The organism is Sphingomonas lenta, assembly GCF_002288825.1.
Taxonomy (GTDB): Bacteria; Pseudomonadota; Alphaproteobacteria; order Sphingomonadales; family Sphingomonadaceae; genus Sphingomonas; species Sphingomonas lenta.
The window spans coordinates 901,433-926,568 of the sequence record NZ_NSLI01000003.1 but is presented as its reverse complement, the minus strand read 5'-3'; the positions used below and the strand labels follow the sequence as shown (position 1 = coordinate 926,568).

Annotated in this window: 24 protein-coding genes; 9 read left to right on the top strand and 15 right to left on the bottom strand. The window is 68.0% G+C overall.

All coding sequences use genetic code 11. From position 1 onward, the window contains the following. Window positions 1–53: 53 nt before the first annotated feature. Window positions 54–1,016, top strand: coding sequence for a cell wall hydrolase (locus CKY28_RS11680; protein WP_245841801.1), 963 nt, complete (start codon window positions 54–56; stop codon window positions 1,014–1,016). Window positions 1,017–1,067: 51 nt separating this feature from the next. Beyond that, entirely contained in the window at window positions 1,068–1,265 is a 198-nt protein-coding gene (locus CKY28_RS11675; protein WP_095998463.1) for a hypothetical protein, read from the top strand. A gap of 80 nt (window positions 1,266–1,345) precedes the next feature. Here CKY28_RS11675 and CKY28_RS11670 read toward each other — a convergent pair whose 3' ends face one another. The 8 genes from CKY28_RS11670 to CKY28_RS11640 all read right to left on the bottom strand — a co-directional run bounded on the left by CKY28_RS11670 (window position 1,346) and on the right by CKY28_RS11640 (window position 9,012). Continuing rightward, complete coding sequence (locus CKY28_RS11670; protein WP_095998462.1) at window positions 1,346–1,816, bottom strand: DUF3597 domain-containing protein; 471 nt, start codon at window positions 1,814–1,816, stop codon at window positions 1,346–1,348. 13 nt (window positions 1,817–1,829) lie between these two features. Next, window positions 1,830–2,264 (bottom strand): hypothetical protein, encoded by a 435-nt coding sequence (locus tag CKY28_RS11665; RefSeq protein WP_245841800.1) that lies wholly within the window; start codon window positions 2,262–2,264, stop codon window positions 1,830–1,832. Further along, window positions 2,261–2,944, bottom strand: coding sequence for a hypothetical protein (locus CKY28_RS11660; RefSeq protein ID WP_095998461.1), 684 nt, complete (start codon window positions 2,942–2,944; stop codon window positions 2,261–2,263). The genes CKY28_RS11665 and CKY28_RS11660 overlap by 4 nt, the downstream gene beginning before the upstream one ends. A gap of 53 nt (window positions 2,945–2,997) precedes the next feature. Further along, window positions 2,998–3,444 carry a ferritin-like domain-containing protein gene (locus tag CKY28_RS11655; RefSeq protein ID WP_095998460.1) on the bottom strand — a complete coding sequence of 149 codons (447 nt, stop codon included), beginning with the start codon at window positions 3,442–3,444 and terminating at the stop codon, window positions 2,998–3,000. A gap of 148 nt (window positions 3,445–3,592) precedes the next feature. After that, window positions 3,593–6,397: a VCBS domain-containing protein gene (locus CKY28_RS11650; protein WP_095998459.1), complete on the bottom strand. Its 2,805-nt coding sequence runs from the start codon at window positions 6,395–6,397 to the stop codon at window positions 3,593–3,595. 111 nt (window positions 6,398–6,508) lie between these two features. Continuing rightward, complete coding sequence (locus CKY28_RS11645) at window positions 6,509–8,131, bottom strand: hypothetical protein (RefSeq protein ID WP_095998458.1); 1,623 nt, start codon at window positions 8,129–8,131, stop codon at window positions 6,509–6,511. Window positions 8,132–8,417: 286 nt separating this feature from the next. Then, on the bottom strand, window positions 8,418–8,591 hold the full coding sequence (locus tag CKY28_RS18700) for a hypothetical protein (RefSeq protein WP_176473063.1): 174 nt from the start codon (window positions 8,589–8,591) through the stop codon (window positions 8,418–8,420). 208 nt (window positions 8,592–8,799) lie between these two features. Further along, window positions 8,800–9,012 (bottom strand): cold-shock protein, encoded by a 213-nt coding sequence (locus CKY28_RS11640; RefSeq protein ID WP_095998457.1) that lies wholly within the window; start codon window positions 9,010–9,012, stop codon window positions 8,800–8,802. A 498-nt stretch (window positions 9,013–9,510) separates the two neighbouring features. Here CKY28_RS11640 and CKY28_RS11635 point away from each other — a divergent pair, with 498 nt between their 5' ends. Next, window positions 9,511–11,445 (top strand): NACHT domain-containing protein, encoded by a 1,935-nt coding sequence (locus CKY28_RS11635; protein ID WP_095998636.1) that lies wholly within the window; start codon window positions 9,511–9,513, stop codon window positions 11,443–11,445. A 15-nt stretch (window positions 11,446–11,460) separates the two neighbouring features. On the opposite strand, the gene uvrA is transcribed toward CKY28_RS11635, so the two are convergent. Beyond that, window positions 11,461–14,379, bottom strand: coding sequence for an excinuclease ABC subunit UvrA (gene uvrA / locus CKY28_RS11630; protein ID WP_095998456.1), 2,919 nt, complete (start codon window positions 14,377–14,379; stop codon window positions 11,461–11,463). A 230-nt stretch (window positions 14,380–14,609) separates the two neighbouring features. On the opposite strand from uvrA, the gene CKY28_RS11625 reads away from it, so the two are divergent. From CKY28_RS11625 to CKY28_RS11610, 4 genes are all read left to right on the top strand, one after another. Further along, window positions 14,610–16,379: a calcium-binding protein gene (locus CKY28_RS11625; protein WP_176473062.1), complete on the top strand. Its 1,770-nt coding sequence runs from the start codon at window positions 14,610–14,612 to the stop codon at window positions 16,377–16,379. A gap of 92 nt (window positions 16,380–16,471) precedes the next feature. Further along, a complete protein-coding gene (locus tag CKY28_RS11620) occupies window positions 16,472–17,170 on the top strand; it encodes a class I SAM-dependent methyltransferase (protein WP_095998454.1) in 699 nt (232 codons plus the stop codon). 79 nt (window positions 17,171–17,249) lie between these two features. Further along, complete coding sequence (locus CKY28_RS11615) at window positions 17,250–17,591, top strand: PilZ domain-containing protein (RefSeq protein ID WP_095998453.1); 342 nt, start codon at window positions 17,250–17,252, stop codon at window positions 17,589–17,591. Window positions 17,592–17,655: 64 nt separating this feature from the next. Then, window positions 17,656–18,024, top strand: coding sequence for a cupin domain-containing protein (locus CKY28_RS11610; RefSeq protein WP_095998452.1), 369 nt, complete (start codon window positions 17,656–17,658; stop codon window positions 18,022–18,024). Between the two features lie 355 nt (window positions 18,025–18,379). Here CKY28_RS11610 and CKY28_RS11605 read toward each other — a convergent pair whose 3' ends face one another. Further along, window positions 18,380–18,691, bottom strand: coding sequence for a GCN5-related N-acetyltransferase (locus CKY28_RS11605; protein ID WP_095998451.1), 312 nt, complete (start codon window positions 18,689–18,691; stop codon window positions 18,380–18,382). A 73-nt stretch (window positions 18,692–18,764) separates the two neighbouring features. Then, window positions 18,765–19,337: a PepSY domain-containing protein gene (locus tag CKY28_RS11600; protein WP_095998450.1), complete on the bottom strand. Its 573-nt coding sequence runs from the start codon at window positions 19,335–19,337 to the stop codon at window positions 18,765–18,767. A 44-nt stretch (window positions 19,338–19,381) separates the two neighbouring features. Between CKY28_RS11600 and CKY28_RS11595 the strand changes: the two genes are divergently transcribed. Beyond that, window positions 19,382–20,518, top strand: a complete 1,137-nt coding sequence (locus CKY28_RS11595) for a serine hydrolase domain-containing protein (protein ID WP_245841799.1) — start codon at window positions 19,382–19,384, stop codon at window positions 20,516–20,518. A 41-nt stretch (window positions 20,519–20,559) separates the two neighbouring features. After that, window positions 20,560–21,843, top strand: coding sequence for a serine hydrolase domain-containing protein (locus CKY28_RS11590; protein ID WP_095998449.1), 1,284 nt, complete (start codon window positions 20,560–20,562; stop codon window positions 21,841–21,843). Here the strand turns inward: CKY28_RS11590 and CKY28_RS11585 are convergent. The 4 genes from CKY28_RS11585 to CKY28_RS11570 all read right to left on the bottom strand — a co-directional run bounded on the left by CKY28_RS11585 (window position 21,791) and on the right by CKY28_RS11570 (window position 25,135). After that, entirely contained in the window at window positions 21,791–22,180 is a 390-nt protein-coding gene (locus CKY28_RS11585; protein WP_217989580.1) for a hypothetical protein, read from the bottom strand. The two genes, CKY28_RS11590 and CKY28_RS11585, sit on opposite strands and share 53 nt — an antisense overlap. Before the next feature lie 60 nt (window positions 22,181–22,240). Continuing rightward, complete coding sequence (locus CKY28_RS11580; protein WP_245841798.1) at window positions 22,241–23,173, bottom strand: 3-keto-disaccharide hydrolase; 933 nt, start codon at window positions 23,171–23,173, stop codon at window positions 22,241–22,243. Window positions 23,174–23,379: 206 nt separating this feature from the next. Then, entirely contained in the window at window positions 23,380–24,774 is a 1,395-nt protein-coding gene (gene lpdA, locus CKY28_RS11575; RefSeq protein ID WP_095998447.1) for a dihydrolipoyl dehydrogenase, read from the bottom strand. Beyond that, the gene (locus tag CKY28_RS11570; protein WP_095998446.1) at window positions 24,767–25,135 is read right to left on the bottom strand and encodes a DUF5615 family PIN-like protein; all 369 of its coding nucleotides are present in this window, start codon (window positions 25,133–25,135) and stop codon (window positions 24,767–24,769) included. The genes lpdA and CKY28_RS11570 overlap by 8 nt, the downstream gene beginning before the upstream one ends. Window position 25,136: the final 1 nt, after the last annotated feature.

Genomic DNA, 25,136 nt, shown 5'->3' with positions numbered 1-25,136 from the left:
GGTAGGAACGGCGTGTGATGCGGCGCACCCTCTCCCCAAACCAAACCCGACGTTTGGCGGCCGGGCTGCTGCTATTACCGGCCGCCGCGGGCGTCTCGGCCGCGTCGGCTTGGTTGGCCGTGCGCACGGCGCCGTTGCCGCCGATGCCGAACTCCGTGGTGCCGATCCCCGTCAAGGTCGCCGCCGCCGACGTTCCGCAACAGGGCGTGGAGCCCGGCCAGGAGCTCGCCGCACCGGCCGCGGGCGTGACCGGAACCGTGGCCCTCGCCGCGGCGCCTGTCCTGGCGGAAGCGGCCGCGGAGACGAGCACCGCCCCCGCCGCGCCCTTCGTCACGGGCGTTGCGAGTTCGCTCGATCGGGCACGCGCGCTCGAGTGCCTGACGGCGGCGATCTACTATGAAGCGGCGTCGGAGCCCGACGCGGGGCAGCGCGCGGTCGCGCAGGTGGTGCTGAACCGGGTGCGGCACCCCGCCTTCCCGGCGACCGTGTGCGGCGTGGTGTACCAAGGGTCGGAGCGGCGCGGGTGCCAGTTCTCCTTCGCCTGCGACGGATCGATGGCGCGGATCCCGAGTCGGACGGCCTGGGCGCGCGCGGCGCGGAACGCCGCGGCGGCGCTGGCGGGCGGCGTATACGCGCCCGTCGGCTTGGCGACGCACTATCACACCTTCGCGGTCAAACCGGCTTGGAACCGCTCGCTGGTGATGACGGACGTGGTCGGCGCGCATTTCTTCCACCGGTGGAAGGGCTGGTGGGGCACGAGCGCGGCGTTCCGCCAAGCATATCGGGGTGGAGAGCCGACGCCGGGACCGCACGCGTCGATACCGTCCGCGCAGCCCGTCGCCGTCGCTGCGGCGGTCGTGCCGCCCCCTCCCCCGCCCGGCGTTCTCGAGAAGCCGCTCGCCCCCGTCGCCGTGGCGAGCGCCGCCCCGGTCGCGGCGACGCCGGCCGACGATCTCTTGCCGCCCGCGTCCGAAGTCCTCGACCGGTGGAAGGACTCGGGCAAGCCGTTGCGGTAGAGGCAACCCGGGCCCCGGCCGGGGCGTTCTCCACAGGCAAGGAGAACGAACATGGCCGACGAGAACCTCGAAGACATTCAGCCCAAGATGGACCGGGACACGACGCCGCGGCTCGACGTGAGCAAGGAACCGCAGACCATGTCGATGCAGCACCGCGACGGTGGCGACGCGCGGCTGGACAAGGACGAACGCCAGCCCACCGCCGACGAGGAGGCGGGCAACAAGACGTCGCTGCTCTGGAACGAGTAAACTCCTGACACTCGGATACGGTGTCAGGCCGCTTTTAGCAGTCCAAGCCCCTCCCGAGCCTCGGGAGGGGCTTTTTCTTTCTAGTCCTTGAGCGAGGCAGGGACCTTGCCGCCGCTCTTCTCCAGCTCGCGCATCAGCGCCTTGTGGAGCCAGATGTTCATCTCCGCCGAGCCGTTCTTCTCGCCGGTATAGCCGAGCTCGGTCGCGAGTTCGCGGCGATTGTCGAGGCTGGAGTCGAGGTCGAGCAACTTCATCAGGTCAACGATGCTCGTGCGCCAGTTGAGGTTCGGATGCCCCTTCTGCGCCGAGATGCCTTCGAGCACAGCTTCCACATCGACCGGCTGGGCGGCGGGCGACTGTACTTGCGGCGGCTGCTGCGCCTGGCGCTGCTGCATCTGGGGCATGGCGGACGGTTCCGCCTGCGTCGTCTGCGCGGGCGTGTTGGGCTGGGCGGTCTTGCCGCTGCCCAGGATGCTCCCGCCGCCGAACTGACCACCGAGCGGGCCGCTCTCGCCGAAGATGGCGCGCTTGATCTTGCCGAGGATGCTCACGTCCGTCCTCCTTCTAGCGGCCGATGGGCAGCGACTTGCCGGTGCGGCGGTCGAGGCCGATGGCGGTGCAAATGTCGAGCGTGGTCACCACGGCGACGGCGGCGATCGCGCCCCAGATGTTCTTGTTGTCGGGCGCGCGCTTACGGGCGAAGTGGAGCGCGGTCAGGTCCATGGCGTCCCCGGCGACCCGGTTCCAGACGCGCAGGCCGTGGCCCTGATCGGTGACCAGTCCGACGCCCGCGATCGCTTCGCGCGCGCCGAAAGCGCGGATCAGGCCCTCATGCCCTTCGGACGAGAGCGCCTTGGCGATCTTCTTGGGCGCGAGAAGCTCGGCGGCGGCGAGCGCGAGGCTGAACCAGCCCAACCCGTAGCTCGCGCGCTTCCAGATGAGCCCGCCATTGTCGCTCTGCTTGGTGGCCGGCGTGTTCGCCGTCGTATCCGTCGTCATTTCGAACCGTCCGTTTGAGCAAGGCCCTGGCCGAAGGTGCCGCGGTCGGCGGCGAGGCTGGGCGCGGGCCCGGTCGCCGGGCGCAAGGAGTCGCGCATCTCGGGCGGCACGGGCGCGGTGGGATCGGGCCGAAAGGCGTCGATGGCGCGGTCGTTCGCCGTCGGCGGCTTGTCGCCCATGAGGTCGGTCGGCACATGCTCGGGCGTCCGGGCGCTCTGGTCGGCGGACGCGTCGTCGACGGCAACCGCGACGACCTCGACCTCGGTGACCTCGACCACCAAGTCACCCGTGTCATCCTGGTTGGAGGAGGCGACGAAGGGCGTCGCGGGCTCGTCGACGCGGTTGTCGATGCCCTCCGGAAAGCGCGGCGCGGCGTTGTCCTTGACGTCGGGCGTCGCCGAGGTGGCGAGCGGCACGGGCTCGAGCTTGCCGCTATGCCCGGCGGCGACGGCGTTCGCCTTGGTGGCGCGGCCCAGCACCGATTTCACGCCCTTGAAGGCGAGAAAGCCCAGCCCGAGCGCGCCGGCGGCGATGGCGGCCTCGCGATAGCCCACTTGGACGTCGCGATCCTTGGTCAGGCGAAGGTGGAAAGGGGCCTTGAAGTCGCGGCCCTGGGCCGCGGCGTCGTCCGCGCGGTCGGACTTGTAGGCGCCCGCGCCGTTCTTCTGGTCGGTGTTCACGTTACGCTCTCCCCTTTCGGGTGGGGCGAGCCGATGGCCCGCCCCTCGATCACTTACATCGCGGTGTTGAACTGGCGTACTGAGTCCGCACCCTGGCGGACCGATTGCGCGGCCTGCTCGAGCACCTGGCGCGTCGAGGCCGACAGGTTGGCGTCGGCGAGCGCGGTGTCGAACTTGTCGCGGAGATACTCCTCGCCGCGCTGCACTTCCGCCAGCACGGCGCTGTCGTTCTTGCCGGTGATCGTCGACTTCAGGTCGAGGAAGATCTGGTGGGCGCTGCCGAGCAGCGAACCGCCCGAGTTCGGGTCGCCGCCCAACCGCGCGACCTCCGCCTGGAGCTGCGTCACGACCTGCTGGCGCTCCTGCGCGCGCTCCTGGAACATGGTCGCCAGGCGCTGGTTGCCGATGTCCTTGGCGCTCTCCTGATAACCCGTGATCGAGTCGTTCAGCGTCTTGATGAGCGAGTTGACGACGGTGATGTCGTTGCTGGTGTCGGCCATGAGGTCACTCCTGCCAGTGGGGGTTGAACCCCCGCAACGTCCGACCGGGAGAAAGGGTGCATGGCCCGCGAACGTTCGTTGCGCCCGCGCGACGAATGTCGAGGAGCGGCCCGGGCGCCAGGCCCGGACCGCTCCCCGGCGGTGCCCGTTAGAGGAACACGTAGTGGTCCGGCGTGATCACGGCCCCGTTGGCGAAGTTGATCAGCGCCTGATACGCGCCGTCCGCGCTCGACACGCGCCACGTGTCGGCATCCACCTGCGTGAAGGTCGCACCCTCGCCCCAATAGCGGAACTCGAGCCGGTCGCCGGCGGCCCCGTCGAAGTCGGTCACCACGTCGCCGTCGCCGCCGGAAGTGTAGAACACGAACGTGTCCGCACCCGCGCCGCCGGTCATCCGGTCGGCGCCGCCGCCGCCGTCGATGATGTCGTCGCGTTCCGGATCGGCGTACCACCGTTCATAGGCGTTCAGCTTGTTTTGTTCGCCCGCGGGCAGGGCCGGCCCCTGGTCCCCGTAAATGTCGTCCGCGTGCGAACCGCCGTAGATCTGGTCGCGACCGCCGCCGCCCACGATCACGTTGCGGTTCGAGTAATCGGGCGAGATCACCTCGTCGCCGGCGGTGCCGATCGACCAGGTCGGCGGCGTTTCCCTGAACGCGTAGGCGTCGGCGGCGAGTTCCGTCACGCCCGTCAGCGTCACCACCTCCACGACCGAGCGGTCGGCGGCGCCGACCTCCCACTTGCCGCCGCCGAGATGCTTGAGCGTCGCGCCCGCGCCCCAGTCGTAGAACACGATCCGGTCGCCCGCGGCCGCGTCGAAGTCGGTGATGAGGTCGCCGTTCGACTGGCCCGCGCGGAGCACGAACCGATCGGCCCCCGCGCCGCCCGTCAGCTCGTCCGCGCCGACGCCGCCGTCCAACTCGTCGTTGTTGCCGCTGCCGCCGGCCCAGGCCTCGCCGGAGAAGCCGTTGGTCTGGAGGTCGGGCAAGGCCGGGCCGGCGTCACCGAACAGAAGGTCGGCCTTATACCCGCCCTGGATCTTGTCGCCGCCCTCGCCGCCGACGAGCAGGTTGCGCTCGTAGAGGTCGCCTTGGACGAGGTCGCCGCCGTCGCCGCCGTAGCGGAACTGATCGTTGCGCAGCGTGAAGGTCTGGACCTCCGAAGCCGAATGGCCCGCCCGGTCGGTGATGGTGAGGCGGTACTGCTGCTTGACCTGGTCATAGCGGAGCGCCTCGACCTCGGCCTCCGTCACCCGGAGCTGGATCTGCGCCTTATAGCCGGGGATCACGTCCAGACCGAGCTCGCCGACGCCGTCGTCGCTCAGCGCCTCCAACTCGATGACGTGCTCGTCGTCCGCGTCCCGGTCGCTCCAGAAGATGTTCGCCACGGCGGTGAGCACGCCGTCGGTCTGGTCCACGTAGCCGGCGAGCGAATCGGGCCCGACGATGATCACCGGGTCGTTGTCGTCGCCGACGAAGCGGATCGTCAGCTCCTTGACGACATAGCCGCCGTCGCCGTCGCCGACCCTGATCTTGTAGACCTGCTCGAGGATCTCCTCCTCGCCGAGCGCGGTCAGCTTCGCCTTGTCCACCTCCACGCGCCAGACGATCAGGCCGTACTCGTTGCCGCCGACGAAGCTGAGCTTGCCGAAGGCGTTCGCGGGCGCCTCCACCACTTCGGCGGTGAACGGGCCGGTGCTGTCGTCGTCGTCGACCCTGAGGGTGCCTTGATAGGCCAGCTTGCCGTCGGCCTCGGTCACCCCTTCGCTCGGCGGGTAGTTGCCATGGTCCTCGAAGACGCCGATCGACTCGTCCTCGGCGTCGGGCAGGTCGTTGCGGCCCGCGACGGTGAAGGTGAGCGTGGTGGAGCTGGTCGCCCCGTGCTCGTCGGTGGCGGTGACGGTGATCACGTGGGTGCGGCTGTCGCCCTCCCGCATGTCGCCTTCCAGGTAGTTGTCCCACCAATGGTCCGTTTCGTATTCCCAGTTGCCCTCCTCGTCGATCGAGAAGGGCGAGAAGCGGCCGTCATATTCCCACGAGTAGGTGATCACGGCGCCGGCGTCGGCGTCCTTGGCCTTGATCTTGCCCGTGAGCGTGCCCACGGCCTCGTTCGTCGCGATCGTGCGCGCCGCCCCCAGCACCGGCGCGTCGTTGGTCCCGGTCACCGTCACCTGCACCGACGCGGTCTTCACGTCGCCGTCCTTGTCGGTGACGGTGTAGGTGAACACCTCCGTCGCGGTCTGGCCTTCCGCCAGATGGTCGTACGCGCCCTTCTTGGGCGTGAAGCGGACCTCAGCGACGGGCGAGGCGCCGGTGAAGTCGGTGCGGACCAGCTCCACCTTGCCGTTCTTGGGCTGCGCGATCTTGACGGAGCGGACGCCGTCCAGAGCCTGGTCGTTGGCGAGCAGGTTCACGAGCGCGGAGGCCGCGTCGTCCTCCGACAGGGCGACCTTGTCGTCGGCGAGCTTCAGCGCCTTGTCCGTCGCGTCGATCTTTTTGCCGTCGACGACCACCTCCAGCTTGTTGACGCCCACCACCGCCAGGCCGAGCGACTTGAAGGCGAAGAGCGGGTCGTCCTTCCAGCCGTCCGGCTCGTTATATTCGGGCAGATAGGCCAGGAAGCGGTGCACGTCCTGGCGCACCTCCTCGCGGTCCCATTCCGCCGCGGTGAGGACGAGGCGCAGCGTGTCGGAGCCCGTCCAGCCGTTATAGGCGTCGTAGGAGCCCTTGTTCTCCGCGGCCACGTAGACGAGCAGGTCGTCGCCCTCGCCCGCGTCCAGGTAATCGGCGCCCGCCCCGCCGTCGAGCGTGTCGCGGCCCTTGCCCCCGAACAGCATGTCCGCACCGCCGTTGCCGGACAGCTGGTCGTCGCCGGCGCCGCCGTCGATCCAATCCGCCCCGTTTTCGCCGCGCAGCACGTCGTTGCGGCCCGTGCCGTTCACCTTCTTCACCGTCACGATTTCCCCCTGGGTTTGAGCTCCCGGGCGGAAAGGTTGACCGAATCTTAAGTCTTGGCAAGTCGATTCCGTACAACGGACCGAAATGAAACGGATGGGCGGCGGGTTAAGTCAGTAATGGGCGCGGATGAGCGGGTCGGGGATCAGGTTCTTGTCGGCGTGGTTAGCTGGTTTGGTGAAGATCTCGTCCGTCGGGCTCGGGTCGTTTCGGAGGTGGAACACTTCGGGTTGGGGGTTGGGTATTTGCGGGATCGGGCCGGGTTGGGACTGTTCGGGTGGGGTGGGGTCGGGGTTGTCCGTGACCTCCGAAGCGGGGCAAGGGCGGCCTTGCCCCGTGACGTCGAACGAGACTTGGCGTGGATCGCCAAGCTCGTCGGCCGGGCTTGGCGACGTGGCGTCGATGGGATCGCCGCTCTCGTCGCCTGCGCCCGAAGCGGGGCAAGGGCGGCCTTGCCCCGTGACGTCAGACGGGTTCGGCCCCGTGAGCGGGTCCGACCCGCTGGCCGCGCTTGCGGACGTGGCGTCGTCGGCTGCGCCGACGTCGCTCTCGTCCGCTTCGCGGAACCACAGGTCCCGCTCCGCTTCCGCCTCCGCCAACGTCACCACCCCAAACGCGTCCTTCAGGCGCCGCAACGCGACCTTCTCCTCCTCGGGCGTGAGGCTGCGCGCGTAGGACTCGTCGCCGAACTCGCCTTCCTCGTACCCGTCGAAGTCCGCGGACGGCGGGAAGCTGGTGCGCCAGTCGCGCTCGTCCTCGTCCCACCAGACGGGGCCGTCGAGCAGCGGGTCGTGGTCGCCGCCGGGCGTGGGCGCGCGGCCCTCGTCGAGCGCGAGGTTGAGGCTCTGGAGCTTGTCGAGCGCCTTGAGGTCGCGGGCGTTGAGGCCGGGGACGGGCCGCGCGTCGGTCGCGCCGTGCCCCCGCCCGTCGGTCGCGGCGAAGCCGCGCCCGGTGGGCGCCGGCTCGCCGCGCCGGCCGGATGTTGACTCCGGTTGACGCGTGAAATTTTCCGGAGCGGGGGCGAGCGCGATCACGCCCGCGGCTTCCGCCCTCGCCCACTGCTCGGCGGTCCACTCGGCGCGCTTGGCGGGGTCGAGGTCGGCGAGCGCGACGTCGGCCGCGGTGCCGCAGCGGATGAGGCGGTCGGCGCGGGCGAGCGCGACCACGGGCTCGAGCTCGGCGGCGACCCCGTCCTCGCCGTGCGCCAGCATGAACAGGCCGGCGCGGGCGGGGCCGCCCTCCTCGCCGACGAGCTGGAGATAGGCGTCGAAGTCGCTCGCCACGAGCCGCGCGGCGCGGCCGGGCGCGGTGCCTTCGGACGCGTCGGCGTAGCGGTCGAGGCGGTTGAGCATCTGCGTGGCCAGGCGATTGTCGTAGTGGTGCCGGGTGACGACGGAGCCGTCGGCGCGGGTGATCTCGACGACTTGGCCCTCGACCGAGCGGATGTAGAGGTCGGCGGCGAAGCGCTCGCGCGCGAGGAGGTCGGCGGCGCGCCAGCCCAGGTCGAACGCGCGGCCCTTGGCGGTGCGGCGGAAGGCGTAGGCGGACTGGGTGGAGAGCCGGACGAGCCCGCACGCGTCCTTGACGGTGTCGCCGTCGGCGATCGCCTCCAGGAACCGCTTCTGCTTGTGACCCGTCCAACCGTCGATGCGGGTGGAGGGGACGGTGCTCTGCTTGAGGTACTCGAATGCGTCGAGGTTATTGGGGTTGGGGAGGGGTTCGGTGATATCGGACATAGTGGTCTCCTGATGTGAGAACAAAAGGTGACCATGGAGGTATGCGAGGAGAAAGGTTGTAGGACAGCCCCGGCGGCGAAAAAATTAGCGGAGCTAATTTTGAGCGAACTAGCCGGGGCCGGCCGGCGTCGCCTGCAGCGACGACCGACGACGCGGCTTCGCCGCGGCGTGGCCTGGATGGTGCTGTTGCTGTTGCGGGCGTCTCACGCGCCCTGCCCCTCCACCACCCGGCTATGCCGGGCGGTCCCCCTCCCCGAGCGAAGCTCGGAGAGGATCAAGACAGGCGTTACGCCTCCGCGAGCACCACCGCGCAGCGGGCGTTGCGTTCGCGCTCGGCGTCGATCCGGAGCGCATAGCCCTTGGCGAGCCCGAGATGCGCGACCCGCGCGCCGTCGCACGCGGCGGCGTCGGCGCGCATCAGCGAGACGCCGTGGCGGTGGTAGAGGTAGTTCAGGTCCATGATCGTCCTTTCGGGTTTAGTCGTCGCGGACGATGGCGACTAGGCATCGGTAGGAAGGTGGGCAGCGCCGCGGCGAAGCCGCGTCGTCGAGGCATCCCGCAAAGTAGTACTTTGCGGGGACCCCGGCCGAACCTCGCTTCAGGCGAGGCCGGCCGGGCTCCGCCCTGGTGCTCGCGGGCAGCTCGCGCCGCCCGCTCGCGGCGGAGCCTCAGTCTTGCGCGACGAGGTTGACCGCGCTGGTCTTGCCGCGGCGGTCCTGCTCCAGCTCGTAGCCGAGGCGCTGGTTCTGGTTGAGCGTGCGCATGCCGGCGCGCTCGACGGCGGTGATGTGGACGAACGCGTCCGGGCCGCCATTGTCGGGCGCGATGAAGCCGTAACCCTTGTCGCTGTTGAAGAACTTGACAGTGCCGATGATGCTCATGTGAGCCGTTCCTTCATGTTGTCGGCCATCCCCGCATGGGACGGCCTCGCGTGCCGTCGAAGCAGGGAGAGAAGGAACGACCGAGCCGCAAAGCTAGGGAGAAACCGTCAGTTTGCGACTGTAGCCTTAGCGATATGGAAAGCGCGTCAGCGCGGTACAAGGGGCAGCGGAGTTGACCCTCCGATATCGCCCGGCCGGCCGACCTCGCCACGAGCGAGGATCGACGACGCGATTTGACTGCGGCGCTGGCCCGAGTTGACCGCCCGACGCCTTTCCTTGCACCGTGTAGGGATGAACCTTCCTTCCCCGCCACTCCCGCGTCGCGATCAATCCCGCCGTGTGTGGCCCTGTGGTGGCAGGCATGCGAATGCGCAGGACGAACCTGCATAAAGTATAAGCAAGTGCTGCGAGCGCAGCGAAAATCTCGGGCGGCTTCCTCTATATTAACGGGGAGGGCGTGAGTGCAACACCCGCCGATGCAAGCAACAGGTACAAACTATGATTGATGCTTCCAGTCAGAAGGCAGAGAACAAAATGCCCACTCTCGAAAATGCTCTGATCACGGCTGCAGCAAAGCAAGCGACCGGACCAGCGGCAACGTTAGCACAAAAGCTTGGAACTGCTGCCTACAACAAGGTTGCCAAGCAGTTTGCCAAGACATTCTCGGGACATCTAGACTCATCTCAAAATCGCTGCTCCCGTGTAAAGAACATTCTATATAGAGATCAGTCTGTGTACCTGCGAGATCAGTATGTAAATGTCAATTTTGGCTTAAGCCGACATCACTCTTCCATGCTTTTGACCGATGTAGAAGTTGCTGAGCAAACGTTAAACGGATCGAAGTTTTGTATCTCTGGTACAGCGGGTGCCGGAAAAACTATGTTCATGAAGTGGCTCACCCTGTTTTTCATTGACGTACTTCCATCTTCGGGGCGCATCCCGCTTTTTCTCGAGCTCCGTTACCTGTCTGAATTAGAGGCAAACCACGCTTTATCAGATATATTGCGGCAAAAGACTTCATCACAGCGGGGTATGATCTCTAACGACTTGTTTGTAGAAGCATTGAAGTCAGGTCAATTTATAATTGTACTCGACGCTATCGATGAGGTTCACCATAACTTCCGTGATCGAGTTGTAACTGCAATCTCTGACTTTGCTAGACTTTACCCCGATTGTCCCATGGTCCTTTCGACCCGGCCAAGTGATCAGGTCGAGAGCCTACAAGAGTTTACAGTAGTACACACTCAGCCGATGAGCAGTACACAAATTGTCGATGTGCTGAAAAGACTAGCTTACGATCAAGATGTCAAACAGCGACTGATTAGTGAACTTAATGCCGGCCTTTTTAGCCGTCATAGTGAGTTTCTGTCGAATCCTCTACTCGCAACAATTATGTTGCTCACTTTTGATCATTCAGCAGATATACCGACCAAGCGATCTTCGTTCTACAAAGCCGCGTTCGAAACCCTGTATCAACGGCACGACGCCGCAAAGGGAATGTATCGTCGTGGACATTATGCAGGTCTGCCGATGGACGAATTTGAGCGCGTATTCTCGTTTTTTTGTTACAGAACCTTCAGTGACTCGAATTTAGAATTCAGTAATGCCGAACTCCTTAGACTTTTCAGAGAAGCAGCAGACATATCAGATGTTGATGCTCGCGCAGAGGATTTAGTTAAAGACGCAATCGAGTCAGTATGTTTACTGCAACACGAGGGCTTAGATATAGTATTCGTTCATCGCTCATTCCAAGAATACTTTACAGCTCTGTTTGTATCTAGATACAAGGAAGATGATCTCCGTGAACTAATAAGTCAAGTATATGGTATCGGTTACAGTACGCTCGCTTTTAGTATGCTTGTTGAACTAAATAAGCAGTCAGTAGAAACATCGTTCATTATGCCACGATTGAGGGAATGGCTTTCCGACACCCAACGCATCCGCATAAATACCAAGTCCGGTTTAGCTAAGATGATTGACCTTACTTGGGGATCTTTCGATATATCATTTGAAACCGGCGATGTTGTAGGATGCTACATAGATCCTGGTACAATGGGAGACACATTTTCTACAATTGAGGATTTCTGGGATGATAACTTCGGCTCCAATGCTATCTTTGCCACAACTCCTACAGGCGGAAGAAGTGCATCAGCGCTTCAAGCCGATCCGGTTATTAGCAGATTCACCTCTTTCAAGAAAGCACTGACGAGAACACTTGTACGAGAGCATGAGGATGATGAAGAAGCAGGTGAGAAGGTGATCTTTGTATCTGCTGAGGATGCTGAATGGTTGATACATACTCCTCTACCTGAGCGACTTGCAAATGTTAGGCTCGCGGCGAAAGAATTTGTTGATCGACTAGAACGCAAACACACAGAACGAAAATCTGCAATCAGAAGGATTCGGCAAGCCGCTCAATCGCTGGACAGGTAAACAGAGCAACTTCGACTACTCCGCCGCCACCTTCTCCCGCTCCCCTACCTTCCCCCGCTCCAGCAACGGCGCCAGATACCGCCCCGTGAAGCTCCGCGGCTCGCTCGCGACCTGCTCGGGCGTGCCTTCGGCGACGATCTCGCCGCCCTTGACGCCGCCCTCGGGGCCTAGGTCGAGGATCCAGTCGGCGGTCTTGATGACGTCGAGGTTGTGCTCGATCACGACCACGGTGTTGCCCTGCTCGACCAAGGCGTGGAGGACTTCGAGGAGCTTGCGGACGTCCTCGAAGTGGAGGCCGGTGGTGGGCTCGTCGAGGATGTAGAGCGTGTTGCCGGTGGCGCGGCGGCTGAGCTCCTTGGCGAGCTTGACGCGCTGGGCCTCGCCGCCGCTCAAGGTCGTCGCCTGCTGGCCGACCTTGATGTAGCCCAGGCCCACCTCGACCAGCATCGCCATCTTGTCGCGGATGGCGGGCACGTTGGCGAAGAACTCGGCGGCGTCCTCGCACGTCATGTCGAGCACGTCGGCGATCGACTTGCCCTTGAACTTCACCTCCAGCGTCTCGCGGTTGTAACGGGCGCCGTGGCAAACGTCGCACTGGACGTACACGTCGGGGAGGAAGTGCATCTCGATCTTGAGCACGCCGTCGCCCTGGCACGCCTCGCACCGGCCGCCCTTGACGTTGAAGGAAAAGCGGCCGGGCTTGTAGCCGCGCGCCTGCGCCTCCGGGAGCCCTGCGAACCAGTCGCGGATGCAGGTGAAGGCGCCCGAATAGGTGGCGGGGTTGGAGCGCGGCGTGCGGCCGATGGGCGACTGGTCGATGTCGATGACCTTGTCGAGGTGCTGGAGGCCGGTGACCTTGTCGTGGCGGCCAGCCTGGATGCGGGCGTTGTTGAGGGAACGCGCGGCGGCGGCGTAGAGCGTGTCGATGGTGAAGCTCGACTTGCCGGAGCCGGACACGCCGGTGATGCAGGTGAAGGTGCCGAGCGGGATGGAGGCGGTGACGCCGCGGAGGTTGTTGGCGCGGGCGTTGTGGACGGTGAGCTTCTTGCCCGAGCCCTTGCGGCGCTTCTCGGCGAAGGGGATCTCGCGCGTGCCGTTGAGATAGTCGGCGGTGATGCTGGTGCGGGAGCTGAGCAGCTCGCCCAGCGTGCCTTGCGCGACGATCTGGCCGCCGTGCACCCCTGCCCCGGGTCCCATGTCGATGACGTAGTCGGCGGAGCGGATCGCGTCCTCGTCATGCTCGACGACGAGGACGGTGTTGCCGAGGTCGCGCAGCCGCCGGAGCGTGGCGAGCAGCATGTCGTTGTCGCGCTGGTGGAGGCCGATCGAGGGCTCGTCGAGGACGTAGAGGACGCCGGACAGGCCGGAGCCGATCTGGGACGCGAGGCGGATGCGCTGGCTCTCGCCGCCGGAGAGCGTGCCGGAGGTGCGGTCTAGGTTCAGGTAGTCGAGGCCCACGTTGTTGAGGAAGCCGAGGCGCTCGAGGATCTCCTTTAGGATGCGCTCGGCGATGGCGCGTTGCTGGTCGCCCAAGTGGTTGGGCAGGTCCTGGAAGAACTGGAGCGCGTCGACGACGGACAGGTGGGTGGCGTGGGCGATGTCGCGGTCGGCGATCTTGACCGCCAGCGCCTCGGGCTTGAGGCGGGCACCGTGGCAGGTCTCGCAGGGCTTGGCGGACTGGTACTTGCCCAGCTCCTCGCGCATCCAGGCGCTCTCCGTTTGGAGCATGCGGCGGTTCAGGTTGCCGATCACGCCCTCGAAGGGCTTCTTGACGTCGTAGCTCTTCTTGCCGTCGATGAAGGTGAGCGTGACGGGCTTGCCCTTGGTCCCGAACAGGATGACGTCCTGCGTCTCGGGGTGGAGGTCCTTCCAGGGGGTCTCCAGGCTGAAGCTGTAGGCGCGGGCGAGGCTGCCCAGCACCTGCATGTAGTAGGGGCTGGGCGGGTTGGACTTGGCCCAGGGGACGACGGCGCCCTTCTTGATGGAGAGCTCGTGGTTGGGGACGACCAGGTCCTCGTCGAACTCGAGTTTCTCGCCCAGGCCGTCGCAGGCGGGGCACGCGCCTTGCGGGGCGTTGAAGGAGAAGAGCCTGGGCTCGATCTCGGCGATGGTGAAGCCGCTGACCGGGCAGGCGAAGCGCTCGGAGAAGACGATGCGGCCCGGGGGCGCGTGGTCGCCCAGGATCACCTCCTTGGGCGTGTGCTGCTCGACGGGGCCGTCGGCCGGGTCGACATAGGCCAGGCCGTCGGCGAGCTTGAGCGAGGTCTCGAAGCTGTCGGCCAGCCGCGTCGCGACGTCCTCACGGACGACGAGGCGGTCGACGACGATCTCGATGTCGTGCTTGTACTTCTTGTCGAGCGCGGGCGCGTCCTCGATGTCGTGGAGCTCGCCGTTGACGCGCACGCGCGTGAAGCCCGCCTTTTGCCACTCGGCGAACTCCTTGCGGAACTCGCCCTTGCGGCCGCGCACCACGGGGGCGAGCAGGTAGAGGCGCGTGCCCTCGGGCAGCGCCATGACGCGGTCGACCATCTGGCTGACGGTCTGCGCGGCGATGGGAAGGCCCGTCGCGGGGCTGTAGGGCACGCCGACGCGCGCCCAGAGGAGGCGCATATAGTCGTAGATCTCGGTCACGGTCGCGACCGTGGAGCGCGGGTTGCGGCTGGTGGTCTTCTGCTCGATCGAGATGGCGGGGCTGAGGCCCTCGATATGGTCGACGTCGGGCTTCTGCATCAGCTCGAGGAACTGGCGCGCATAGGCGGAGAGCGACTCCACGTAGCGGCGCTGGCCCTCGGCGTAGATGGTGTCGAAGGCGAGGCTCGACTTGCCCGACCCGCTCAGGCCGGTGATCACCGTCAGCGTGTCGCGGGGGATGTCGACGTCGACGTCCTTGAGGTTGTGCTCGCGCGCGCCGCGGACGGAAATGGTGGTCAGCATGGGTGCGGGTTCTACTTCTGTTCTAACGACTTGGCCAGAGCGGAGGAGATAGGCGCGGGCGGGCGCGGTTGCGAGGTGGGCGGGCGCTCGAGCATATTGCGCTAGCTTGTATCAATAGTGAGCAGTCCGGATGCGATCGCGTTTGCGATCGCACGAGATACATTGTTAAAAGGTAGTTGAAGGGCGGCTCGGGGGTTTCGGCCGCGAACGACAAACAACAGGGGGTCGTGTTGGCTGATATCTTTGGCACGTCCGGCGGTGACTCGCTCACGGGCACGTCGGGCGATGACGTGGTCAACGCCTTGGGCGGTGCGGACACGGTGTATGCGGGCGGCGGCTCCGACCAGGTAAACGGCGGTGCGGATCACGACTGGCTCCATGGCGAGCTGGGCAACGACACGCTCATCGGCGAGGGCGGCGTCGACCATCTCTACGGTAACCAGGGCAACGACCGCCTGGAGGGCAGCGACGGCGACGACAACCTGAGCGGCGACCTCGGCAATGACGTGCTGCTGGGCGGGGCCGATCGGGATGCGCTATCCGGCGGCCAAGGCAACGACCTGCTGGAAGGCGGCGACGGCAACGACAGCGTATACGACGGCTACGGCTCAGACACGCTGCGTGGCGGCCTTGGCGACGACAGCATCAGCAAGAGCCAGGACTACAGCTCCGGCAACACCTCGTCCACGATCGACGCCGGCGAGGGCGACGACCAAGTGTACTACTCCGGCGGCTACAACAGCAGCGTAGTGACGATCGACCTGGGCGCGGGTGCGGACCAGCTCAGCTTGAGCACCGGCTACCACTCCGCCAGCAGCGCGCGGGTGACGTTGGGCGCAGGACGCGACCGGATCACCTTCAGCTCGGTTGACGATAACGGGATGAGCACCGGCACCGTGTTCACCGACTTCGCCGCGGGCGCGGGCGGCGACGTGCTGGACCTCAACGGCTACCTCGCCCGGACGCTCATCGGCTGGGACGGCTCCAACCCGTTCGGGACGGGCGGCTACTTGCGCCTGACCCAGTCGGGCGCGGACACGCTGCTCCAGGTCGATCGCAACGGCACCGCCGGCGGCGCGAACCACACCACCCTCGTCACGTTCGAGAATACCGCCAGAGATACGCTCACCGCCCAAAACCTGAACGGCTTTGCCCCAACGCTTATCAAGGGCGAGGAGATCGCCACCGCGTTCGTGACCGCGCCCGCCTCCGTCGGCGAGGGCGCGGATGCGAGTTTCCGGCTCGGCCTCACGCTGAAGAACGTGACCAGCGTCAATACGACGGTGTCGGTGACGTTCCTCCCCGCCCAGTCCACCGCGACGAACGGAAGCGACGTGAACGTCGGGACCTTCTCGGGCAGCTTCTCGATCACGCAGTCGCCGGCGGGCGAGTATCGGATCGATCTGGGCTCGATCGCGGTGCTGGACGATGCGCTGGTCGAGGGCGAGGAGACGATCGCGGTGCGCGTCACCGCGTCCGGCCAGACGTTCGAGACGGGGACGGACAGCATCGTCGTGACCGTCAAGCTGCGCAGCGACGACGGCGTGGGGACGGAGGGGGCCGACTCGCTGACGGGCACGACCGGCCGGGACGTGCTGTCCGGGCTGGCCGGCGCCGACACGCTCTCCGGCGGGGCGGGCACGGACCTGGTCGAGGGCGGCGCGGGGGCCGACATGCTGACCGGGGGCGCGGACGGGGACGTGTTCCTGTTCGACGCGGCCGGGCCCGGGACCGACCGGATCACCGACTTCGCGGCGGACGACCTGCTCGTCACGACCGCGGCGATCCGCGACAGCAACGGCGACGGCGTGATCACCTTCGGCGGCGACCGGGCGCTCGACCTCGCGGGCGGCGGCAAGGTCGTGATGACCACCGCGACCGGCGGGCGCGTCACCTCGTTGGAGTATGACGGGTCGTTCACCGCCGACGGCGTCACCTATTTCGTCTACAGCCGCATCGGCTCGGCGGCGGGGGTGGCAGAGGCGGACGCGCTGATTTGAGGCGGGCCGCCCCGCGCGCCCTGCCCCTCCCCGCAACCGATCCGTAACCGCGTCCGCGCTAAGGGCGGCCGGGGCTTGGCGGAGGCTGTGCGATGATCGGGGCGGTGCGGGCGCGGTTGGCGGGGCGGACGGCGGGCGAGGTCGCGGGGCTCGTGGCGAAGAACATCGCTTATGGCCTGCGCCGCCTGTCGCCCGGCGCGGCGGCGGCGCGGCGGCGGAGCATGGCGTTCGACCTACGCTGGGGCACGGACACGACAACGCTCGCCAACCTGTCCGAGCTGTCGGTCGACCGGGCGCGGGCGCGGCACGGGGTGCGGTATCAGCCGTCGAACGGCGAGGCGCTCCGATGGGCGGTCGCGGCGGCGGGCGTCGAGCCGGCGGGGTGCAGCTTCGTCGACTACGGCTGCGGCAAGGGGCGGATCGTGATGATGGCGTCCGCGCTGGGCTTCGCCCGGTCGGTGGGCGTCGAGTTCGCGCCCGAGCTGTGCGCGGTGGCGCGCGCAAACGCCCGGCGCTTCGTAGAGCGCGGCGGCGCGGCCCACGCCCCGGAGATCGTGGAGGGCGATGCGGGCGCCTATCTGCCGCCGGCGGGACCGGCTTTTGCGTACCTCTACAACCCGTTCGGGCCGGTGGTGCTGGCGGAGGTGGTCGCGAAGCTGGAGGCCCATGCGGCGTCGGGCGCGCCGGTGTGGGTGGCCTATGTCGATCCGCGGCACCCGGAGCTGTTCGCGGCGGAGCGCTGGGCGATAGCCGCGCGGCAGGACGGCGCGGTGCTGCTCCGGGCGCGCTGAGCGGCCTTCCATGCGGCCTGCGGGCGTTAACCGGCCTTTCACCCCTTCCCTGCGATAGTCCGGCGGGGGAGGGTTTCTCATGGCTTCACGTTGGAGCGCCTATCGGCCTTGCGAGCCCGCCTCGCTCGAGCAGCGGGGCGCGGTCAGGTATCCGGTGCTGGTCACGCGGGCGACGATCCGCGCGCACGGCGAGCAGCCGGCGACCGCGACGCTGAAGGACCTGTCCACCTTCGGCTGCCGCCTGGCGACCGCGGGCGATTACGACGGGGGCGAGCGCGTGTGGCTCCGGCTGTCGGGCGGGCTGCCGATCTCGGCCACGGTGGTGTGGACGGCGGACGGGCTGGCCGGGTGCCGCTTCGACCAGCCGATCGAGCGCGAGGTGGTCAGGTCGCTGACGCTCGGGTTGGCGGCGGTCGCTTAAGGGCGGAACTCCGCGCCGGGGCGTGCGATTCAGGGGGCCTACCTCTCTGAAGCAGGAACCCCGCATGGCGACGTTCAACAAGGACATGGTCGAGCTCGCGACCAAGAACAAGAATTTCCAGAAGGAAGTGTATCTGGACGACAATGTCCAGATCGTCCTCATGAGCCTGGAGCCGGGCCAGGACATCGGCGAAGAGACGCACGACGCCGACCAGACGACCTTCTTCGTCGCGGGCGAGGGCCAGGCGGTGGTCGACGGCAAGAAGACCAAGGTCGGCCCCAACCATCTGGTCGTGATCCCCAAGGGCGCGTGCCACAACATCGTCAACAAGGGCGACGAGCCGCTCAAGCTCTACAGCATCTACGCGCCGCCGGCCGAGCCCGCGGGCGTGAACTTCAAGACCAAGGAAGAGGCGGAGGCGGCGGAGCACTAGGCGCGGGCCGGCGGTCGGCCGCGTCCGACCGACTCGGCCGAGCCCGGGCGGCGACCGCGCGGGCCCCTCGCCCCGCGCGGGTCGTCCGACGTCGCGGCTCGGCCGCGACGCGCTCACGACGGTTCCGTCGCACTCCGGACCTATTTCGTCGCATCCCGGGCGCGCGGTCGCGGGGCGGCTGACCCGGCGGACGGGCGGGCGTAGAGGCCGCGTCGACCGGCGGGGCATGCACGCCCCGGCCGCCTAACCCGGAGAACCGAGATGAACCGCTTCCTATCCCTCGTGGGCGCGATGCTGCTCGCCGTGCCCGCCGCGCTCACCGCCGTCGCCGTCGCGACCGTGCCCGCCATGGCGGTCACGGTCGTCTGACGGCCTTGCTGCGCCACTCGAGCGACCGCGCGTTCAGCGCGTGCAGGTCCGCGCTTCCGGCCAGCGCCGCCTCGGCGAGCCGGACGGCGCGGGCGAGCGCCTGCGTGTCGCAACGGCGATAAGCGGGCCTTCCCTGGATATGGTCGTACCAGCGGCCGCCGCACGCGTTGTCGAGCAGGATGCGCTGGAAGCAATGGTCGAGCCGGACGGGCCAGCCGCGCGTCTCGGCGACGGCGGGGAGCGCTTCGCGCGTCAGGTGGAGCCAGCGCGCCTCCAACTCGGCTCGGTCGGCGCTCACCGGCGGCGGCCCGTGAAGGGCAGCAGCACGAGGCCGACGAGCGTGACGGCGAGCGCCAGCGCGGCGGCGGCGATCAGCACGGGTGGCTCGTGTCCTCGCGCGCGCGCAGGTCCATGATGTGCAGGCCCCACATCCAGTCGAACAGGCGCCACTGGGCGGTGCGCAATGCGAGCACCTCTCCCGTGTCGGCGTCGACATAGACGCGCGCCCGGTCGGCAAACTCGACGCCCCAGGCGGGGCGCGGGCGGCGCAGGTCGATGGGCGGCGCGTCGGCGGACGTGCGGGTCGCGCCGACGATCGCGGGCGGGCTCGCGAGCGCGGCGGCGGCGATGCGCCGCGCCTCGGCCTCCGTGACGGGCGGCAGGACGCGGCCCGTGGCGGCGTCGGCGCGGAAGGCGCGGCAGTCGGCGGTCGTGGCCAGCCAAACGAGCCGGCCGTCCTGCGGCTCCAGCGACAGGGAGCGGAGCGCGCCGGCGGGCGGCGCGAGCGGCCCCGCGCGGAAGGGGGCGGGCTCGGACCGCAGATGCGCTCCCCTCACCTCCTCGATCGGGCGCGCGACCATCCACAACCCGCTCGCCGTCCAGAACAGTATCGGCACGCCGACGATCCAGGCGAGCCAGACGTGGAGTCGGCGGAGAAGTCGCATCGTCGCGCGTTGCCCCGGCGCGCTCGGCCGGGCAAGGTGACAGAATGTCCATGCGCTTGGGCCTGTTGTCCGCCCTCCTCCCGCTCGCCGCCTGCGCTGCCCGGCCCGCCGAGGTGCGCGTCGGGTTCGACGCTGCGGGCGTGACCTCCGAGGAGGCGCGCGGCATCGCCGACCGGCGGACGGGGCGGCGCGTCACCGCCGACGATCCGGTGCGGATCGCGAGCGTGTCCAAGCTGATCGTCGCGCTGGGGGTGATGCGGCTGGTCGAGTCGGGCCGGATCGAGCTCGACCGCGACGTGGGCCATTATCTGGGCTGGCCCGTGCGCAACCCGGCGTTCCCGGACCGGCCGGTGACGCTCAGGCTGTTGCTGGGGCACCGGTCGAGCCTGATGGACGACGCGGACTATATCGTGCCCTTGGGCGAGCGGCTGCGCGACCGGCTGGGGGACGCGCGGGCCTGGGACCGGGCGCACGCGCCGGGGGCGTATTTCCGCTACGCCAACCTCAACTTTCCGGTGATCGGGTCGGTGGTGGAGCGCGTCACGGGCGAGCGGTTCGACCGGGCGATGCGGCGGCTGGTGTTCGAGCCGCTGGGCGTGGACGCGTGCTTCAACTGGGCGACCTGCTCCGACGAGGCGGTCGCCCGCGCGGTGGTGCTGTACCGGGTGAACGGCGAGGTGGCGACCGACGACCTGCGGGGACGGCGGCCGGACTGTCCGGTGGTCAGCAAGGGGCCGTGCGACCTCCCGGCGTACCGGCTGGGCGAGAACGGGGCGCTGTTCTCGCCGCAGGGAGGCGCGCGCGTGTCGATGCGCGGGCTGGCGCGGATCGGGCGCATGCTGCTCGCCGGCGGCGAAGGTTTCCTGCGGCCGGAGTCGATCGCCGAGATGGAACGCGCCGGCTGGACGTTCGACGGGGCGAACGGGGACACGACGAGCGGGTTCTACTGCCGCTATGGACTGGCGGTGCAGTTGCTGGCGACGCCGGTGAAGGGGTGCGCGGATGATCCGTTCGGGGGCGAACGGGTCGGCCACGCAGGCGAGGCGTACGGGTTGCGCTCGGGCTTGTGGCTCGATCGGCGGGCGGGCAAGGGCGTGGCGTTCTTCGCCACGGCGGTGCCGGACGGGAACAAGGGCGCGCGGTCGGCTTATGCGAAAGCCGAGGAGCGGTTGGGTCGATAAGAAGGGTTCGCGAGCTGAGTAGCAAGACGACGCGCCGCTGGGTGCTGGGCGCGGTTCTGGGGCTGGCGGTGGTGGTCGGGACCGCCGCGACGCTGGGCGACGAGGAGGCGACGCCCGCCGCCGAGAAGGCCGAAGCTCCCGCCGGCTTGTCGGTGGATCCCGCGCTCGCCACCGGGCCGGCGCGGGTCGACTATGCGCGCCTGGACGGAAGGATCGCCCGGCTGATGCAGGAACCGGACATGGTCGGCTTCGCGATCGGCACCGTGGAGAACGGCCAGGTGCGCTTCCTGCGCGGCTATGGCGAGGTGCTGGCGGGGTCGGGCGTGCCCGTGACGCCCGACACGGTCTTCCGCTGGGGATCGGTGTCGAAGGGCGTCGCCGCCGCGCTCGCCGCCAAGCTGGCGGAGGAGGGCCGGCTCCAGCTCGACGCACCGATCGCGCAGTACGGGACGACGCTCAGGCTGCCGGGCGGGTCGGAGCGGGTGGTGACGGTGGCCGACGTGCTCAGCCATCGCACGGGGCTGGTGCGCAACGCCTGGGACGACCGGCTGGAGGCGGGGCAGGACCCGCGGGCGATACGCGCGGCGCTGGCGACTCTGCCGCCCTACTGCCTGCCGTCGACCTGCCACCAGTACCAGAACATCGCCTACGACGCGTCGACCGAGGTGATCGAGGGCGTAACGGGCCAGGCCTATGGCGAGGTCGCGCGCGCACGCCTGTTCGCGCCGCTGGGCATGGCGAGCGCGAGCATGGACCGCTTAGGGCTGGAGCGGTCGCGGAGCTGGGCGCGGCCGCACCGGCTGGCGAAGCGGCCGACGACGGTCAACGACAACTACTACCGCACGCCGGCCGCGGCGGGGGTGAACGCGTCGATCGGCGACCTGACGCGCTGGATGATGGCGCAGATGGGCGCCGCGCCCGCGGTGCTCTCGCCCGCGACGCTCGACACGATGCACCGGCCGCGCGTCGCGACCGAGCCGCGCGGGCGGCGCAACGCGATGAGCCGGGCGATGACCGACGCGGCGTACGGGCTCGGCTGGCGCAGCTTCAGCTATGCGGGGCGGCGGCTGGTCGGGCATCGCGGCACGGTCGACGGCTACGGCGCGCTGCTGCTGTTCGATTCGGCCGACCGGAGCGGGATCGCGATGCTGTGGAACAGCAACCGGCACACGGCGGCGCGGCTGCAGCTGGAGTTCTTCGACATGCTGTACGGGCTGCCGGTGACGGACTGGTTGGAGCTGGACGAAGCGGGAAGCGGCGCGGAAGCGGTCGTCAATCCGGAGCCGACGCCGCAGGCCTCTTCCACGCCCGCGGCCAATCGTTGAAGTCGGCGGCGGCCCAGACCGCCTCGCCGTCGAGGACGAACCAGGCGAACTCGGGCGGGTCGGGCCAGCCGAACCAGAGCCGGTCGCGCACGACCCAGCGGCGGCCGTCCACCTCGGCGACCGCGTAGGTAGAGTCAGCGAAGCGGCCGACGATCGGGTGGGCTTCCCAGAAATCCATCTCGGCCGGGGTCGGGTCGCGCCAGGCGACGGGTGTGCGGCGGCAGCGACGGAACCGGAGCAGGAAGCGGAGGTCGTCAGTGACGGATTGGCCGAAGCCGTCGGATGAAACGCCGTCCAACGTGTCGCAAGTGAGCAAAGTTTTGAGGAGCGCACGCACGGTCGGAGGATGCGCGCGGTCGGCACAGTGGACAAGCCGCCAGCGAGGTGACCGCTACGTTCAAGCCGCCACGATGCGCGGCAGGCTGCGGATCGGTTCCACCGTGATGTTACGGAACCAAGTCTCCGCGCCTTCGGATTGTAGCTGGACTCGTCCGCGGGTGAGCGGGCGGCGCACGCCCGCCTGGTCGACTGTAGCGATATCCCGGACGGCCATGACCGGTACGCCGTTGACGACGTGCACCGCCCGGTCGCCGACAACATACAGGTCGAGCGTGTTCCAGGAACCGACCGGTCGTTCCGCGTCGCGCGCGGCCTCGACGTTCCAGGTCGGCGTGCCGTTGACGAGATCCACTTCGCGGCCGTTCATGCGGAAGCGGAGATGGGGCGCGATGATCGTCGGATCGAACGCGACGCTGGTCCGCCCGCGCACGTCGCGCCCGACCGCGACGAGCATGCCCGTCGAGCCGGTCATGATCTCGAACTCCATCGACGGCGACCAGGTACCGAACACCGCGCCCGGACGCCCGTGCGTGTGGTAGAGGAGTCCGTTGTTGCGCGGCTCCGTCAGCCGCGGCGGCCAGACCCGGTCTCCCCATTTAAACTCGAGACGCAGGTGGTAGTCCTGCAGGTCCTCGCGGTGGACGAGACTACCCCAGGTCTCCCCCTTCACCCACAAAGCGGGCGCTCCGTCGATCTCGCGAACGGCGAAATGCTCGCCGAGGTCGCGGCTTGTTCCGAGCGGAGCCGCTCCGGGCTGGGCACGGTAGGTCACGGCCGGGTCCGGGTAGCCGAGCCAGCCGTTCCAGCCCGCCAGATCCCGACCGTTGAACAGCGCGCGTCTCGGGCCGACCGGTTTAGGAACGGCGACGAGCCGGAGTTGCTGCGGCCGTGCCACCTGCCCGCCCGCGAGCGCGCGGGCTTGGTCGCGGCTGTCTTGCGTCATCAGGCCGGCGGCCGCGGCCAGGCCTAGCAGTGTTATCCCCTGGTGCATGTCGGAGCCCCTCTCGTCGGCCGTTCATGCACGATAGCCGGCGTGCGTGGCTGGGCAATCGTCGCGGGTGTCGTGAGCAGGCATTTTGCCTAGTCACGGGCGAAGCCCGTGACTCGTCGGTCGCGGCTGCTGGCCGCGCCGGCCGCGCCGGCCGCGGGCAAACCGGTCGGGCCTACTTCGTGGCCCGACATTCATATTTAGCTCTGCTAGATATGAATGGGCTTGCCCGTGACGGCCATTGCCGCTTCCTTCAGCGCCTCCGAGTGCGTCGGGTGCGCGTGGCAGGTGTAGGCGATGTCCTCGCTCGTCGCGCCGAACTCCATCGCCTGCGCGGCCTGGGCGATCATCGTGCCCGCCAGGCTACCGATCATCCAGACGCCTAGCACGCGGTCGGACTTGGCGTCGGCGATGACCTTGACCAGGCCGTCGGTGTCGCGGTTGGTCTTGGCGCGGCTGTTCGCCATGAAGGGGAACTTGCCGACCTTGATCTCGCCCTTCTCGCGCGCGACCTCTTCGGTCAGGCCGACGCCGGCGACCTCCGGGTGCGTGTAGACGACCGACGGGATCACGTCGTGGTTCACGATGCCGGTCTGACCCGCGATGTTCTCGGCGACCGCGATCCCCTCGTCCTCCGCCTTGTGCGCGAGCATGAGGCCCGGCGCCACGTCGCCGATGGCCCAGATGCCCGGCACGTTGGTGCGGAAATCGTGGTCGATGCCGACCTGGCCGCGCTTGGTGAGCTCCACGCCCGCGGCCTCCAGGTTGAGGCCGTCGATGTTGGGGCGGCGGCCGATCGCGACGAGCACGGCGTCGGCCTGGAGCGTCTCGCCCTCGCCGCCCTGGGCGGGCTCGACCTGCACGCTCGCCTTGTCGCCCTGGACGGTGACGCCGGTGACCTTGGTCGAAAGGCGAAGCTCGAAACCCTGCTTCTTGAAGATCTTGTTGGCTTCCTTGCGGACCTCGCCGTCGAAGCCGGGAAGGATCTGGTCGAGATACTCGACCACGGTCACCTTCGCGCCGAGGCGACGCCAGACCGAGCCCAGCTCCAGCCCGATCACGCCGCCGCCAATGACGACGAGGTGCTCAGGGACTTTCGGCAGCGCCAGCGCGCCGGTGGAGTCGACGACGACCTTCTGGTCGATCTCGACGCCGGGCAGCGGGGTGACGGACGAGCCGGTCGCGATGACGATGTTCTTGGCGGTGACGGTCCGGTCGCCGACGCTGACCGTGTTCTTGTCCTGGAACGACGCGCGGCCCTTCAGCCATTCGACCTTGTTCTTCTTGAACAGGAACTCGATGCCGCCCGTCAGCTCCTTGACGGCCTTGGCCTTCTCGGCGTGCATCCGGTCGAGGTCGAGCGTCACGCCCTGGAAGTCAATGCCGAACTTGGCGAGCGCGCCGTGGGCGGCCTCCTCGTACATCTCGGACGCGTGGAGCAGCGCCTTGGACGGGATGCAGCCGACGTTGAGGCAGGTGCCGCCCAGCGTCTCGCGGCTCTCCGCGCAGGCGGTGCGGAGCCCCAGCTGCGCCGCGCGGATCGCGGCGACGTAGCCGCCGGGACCGGCGCCGATGACGAGGACGTCGTAGTCGTGTTCAGCCATTGCTTGCTCCGAGGGGGAACGGCTTCGTACGCTCGCCGTCCTTGGTGATGGTGATCATCTGGCCCGGTGCGACGCCCTCTTCAAGGATGCGTAGCAGGCGGTCCGCCGTGTCCGCCCAATCGGGTTGGGGCAATCGGCTATAGAGGATGCTCAGCGGTCGCGGCAGGCCCAGATCGAAGATCCATCGGCCGAAGCCCTTGTCGCCGGTGATGAACACCAGCTCGCCGATGTCGGGACGCGCCAGTATCTGCTCGTCGAGTCGCCCAGGCATCGTCTCCAGGATGAACTCGACGTCGTAGCCGGCATCGCGAAGGCGCAGCACCACGCGCCGGTGGACGTTCTGGTCGGCGAGCAGCTTCACC

What these genes read in the sequence shown, in the direction of transcription:
- CKY28_RS11675 (WP_095998463.1), top strand. Translation starts at nt 1,068, where the DNA reads ATGGCCGACGAGAACCTCGAAGACATTCAGCCCAAGATGGACCGGGAC.
- CKY28_RS11665 (WP_245841800.1), bottom strand. Translation starts at nt 2,264, where the DNA reads ATGACGACGGATACGACGGCGAACACGCCGGCCACCAAGCAGAGCGAC.
- CKY28_RS11655 (WP_095998460.1), bottom strand. Translation starts at nt 3,444, where the DNA reads ATGGCCGACACCAGCAACGACATCACCGTCGTCAACTCGCTCATCAAG.
- CKY28_RS11645 (WP_095998458.1), bottom strand. Translation starts at nt 8,131, where the DNA reads ATGTCCGATATCACCGAACCCCTCCCCAACCCCAATAACCTCGACGCA.
- CKY28_RS18700 (WP_176473063.1), bottom strand. Translation starts at nt 8,591, where the DNA reads ATGGACCTGAACTACCTCTACCACCGCCACGGCGTCTCGCTGATGCGC.
- CKY28_RS11640 (WP_095998457.1), bottom strand. Translation starts at nt 9,012, where the DNA reads ATGAGCATCATCGGCACTGTCAAGTTCTTCAACAGCGACAAGGGTTAC.
- CKY28_RS11635 (WP_095998636.1), top strand. Translation starts at nt 9,511, where the DNA reads ATGATTGATGCTTCCAGTCAGAAGGCAGAGAACAAAATGCCCACTCTC.
- uvrA (WP_095998456.1), bottom strand. Translation starts at nt 14,379, where the DNA reads ATGCTGACCACCATTTCCGTCCGCGGCGCGCGCGAGCACAACCTCAAG.
- CKY28_RS11620 (WP_095998454.1), top strand. Translation starts at nt 16,472, where the DNA reads ATGATCGGGGCGGTGCGGGCGCGGTTGGCGGGGCGGACGGCGGGCGAG.
- CKY28_RS11615 (WP_095998453.1), top strand. Translation starts at nt 17,250, where the DNA reads ATGGCTTCACGTTGGAGCGCCTATCGGCCTTGCGAGCCCGCCTCGCTC.
- CKY28_RS11610 (WP_095998452.1), top strand. Translation starts at nt 17,656, where the DNA reads ATGGCGACGTTCAACAAGGACATGGTCGAGCTCGCGACCAAGAACAAG.
- CKY28_RS11600 (WP_095998450.1), bottom strand. Translation starts at nt 19,337, where the DNA reads ATGCGACTTCTCCGCCGACTCCACGTCTGGCTCGCCTGGATCGTCGGC.
- CKY28_RS11595 (WP_245841799.1), top strand. Translation starts at nt 19,382, where the DNA reads ATGTCCATGCGCTTGGGCCTGTTGTCCGCCCTCCTCCCGCTCGCCGCC.
- CKY28_RS11580 (WP_245841798.1), bottom strand. Translation starts at nt 23,173, where the DNA reads ATGCACCAGGGGATAACACTGCTAGGCCTGGCCGCGGCCGCCGGCCTG.
- lpdA (WP_095998447.1), bottom strand. Translation starts at nt 24,774, where the DNA reads ATGGCTGAACACGACTACGACGTCCTCGTCATCGGCGCCGGTCCCGGC.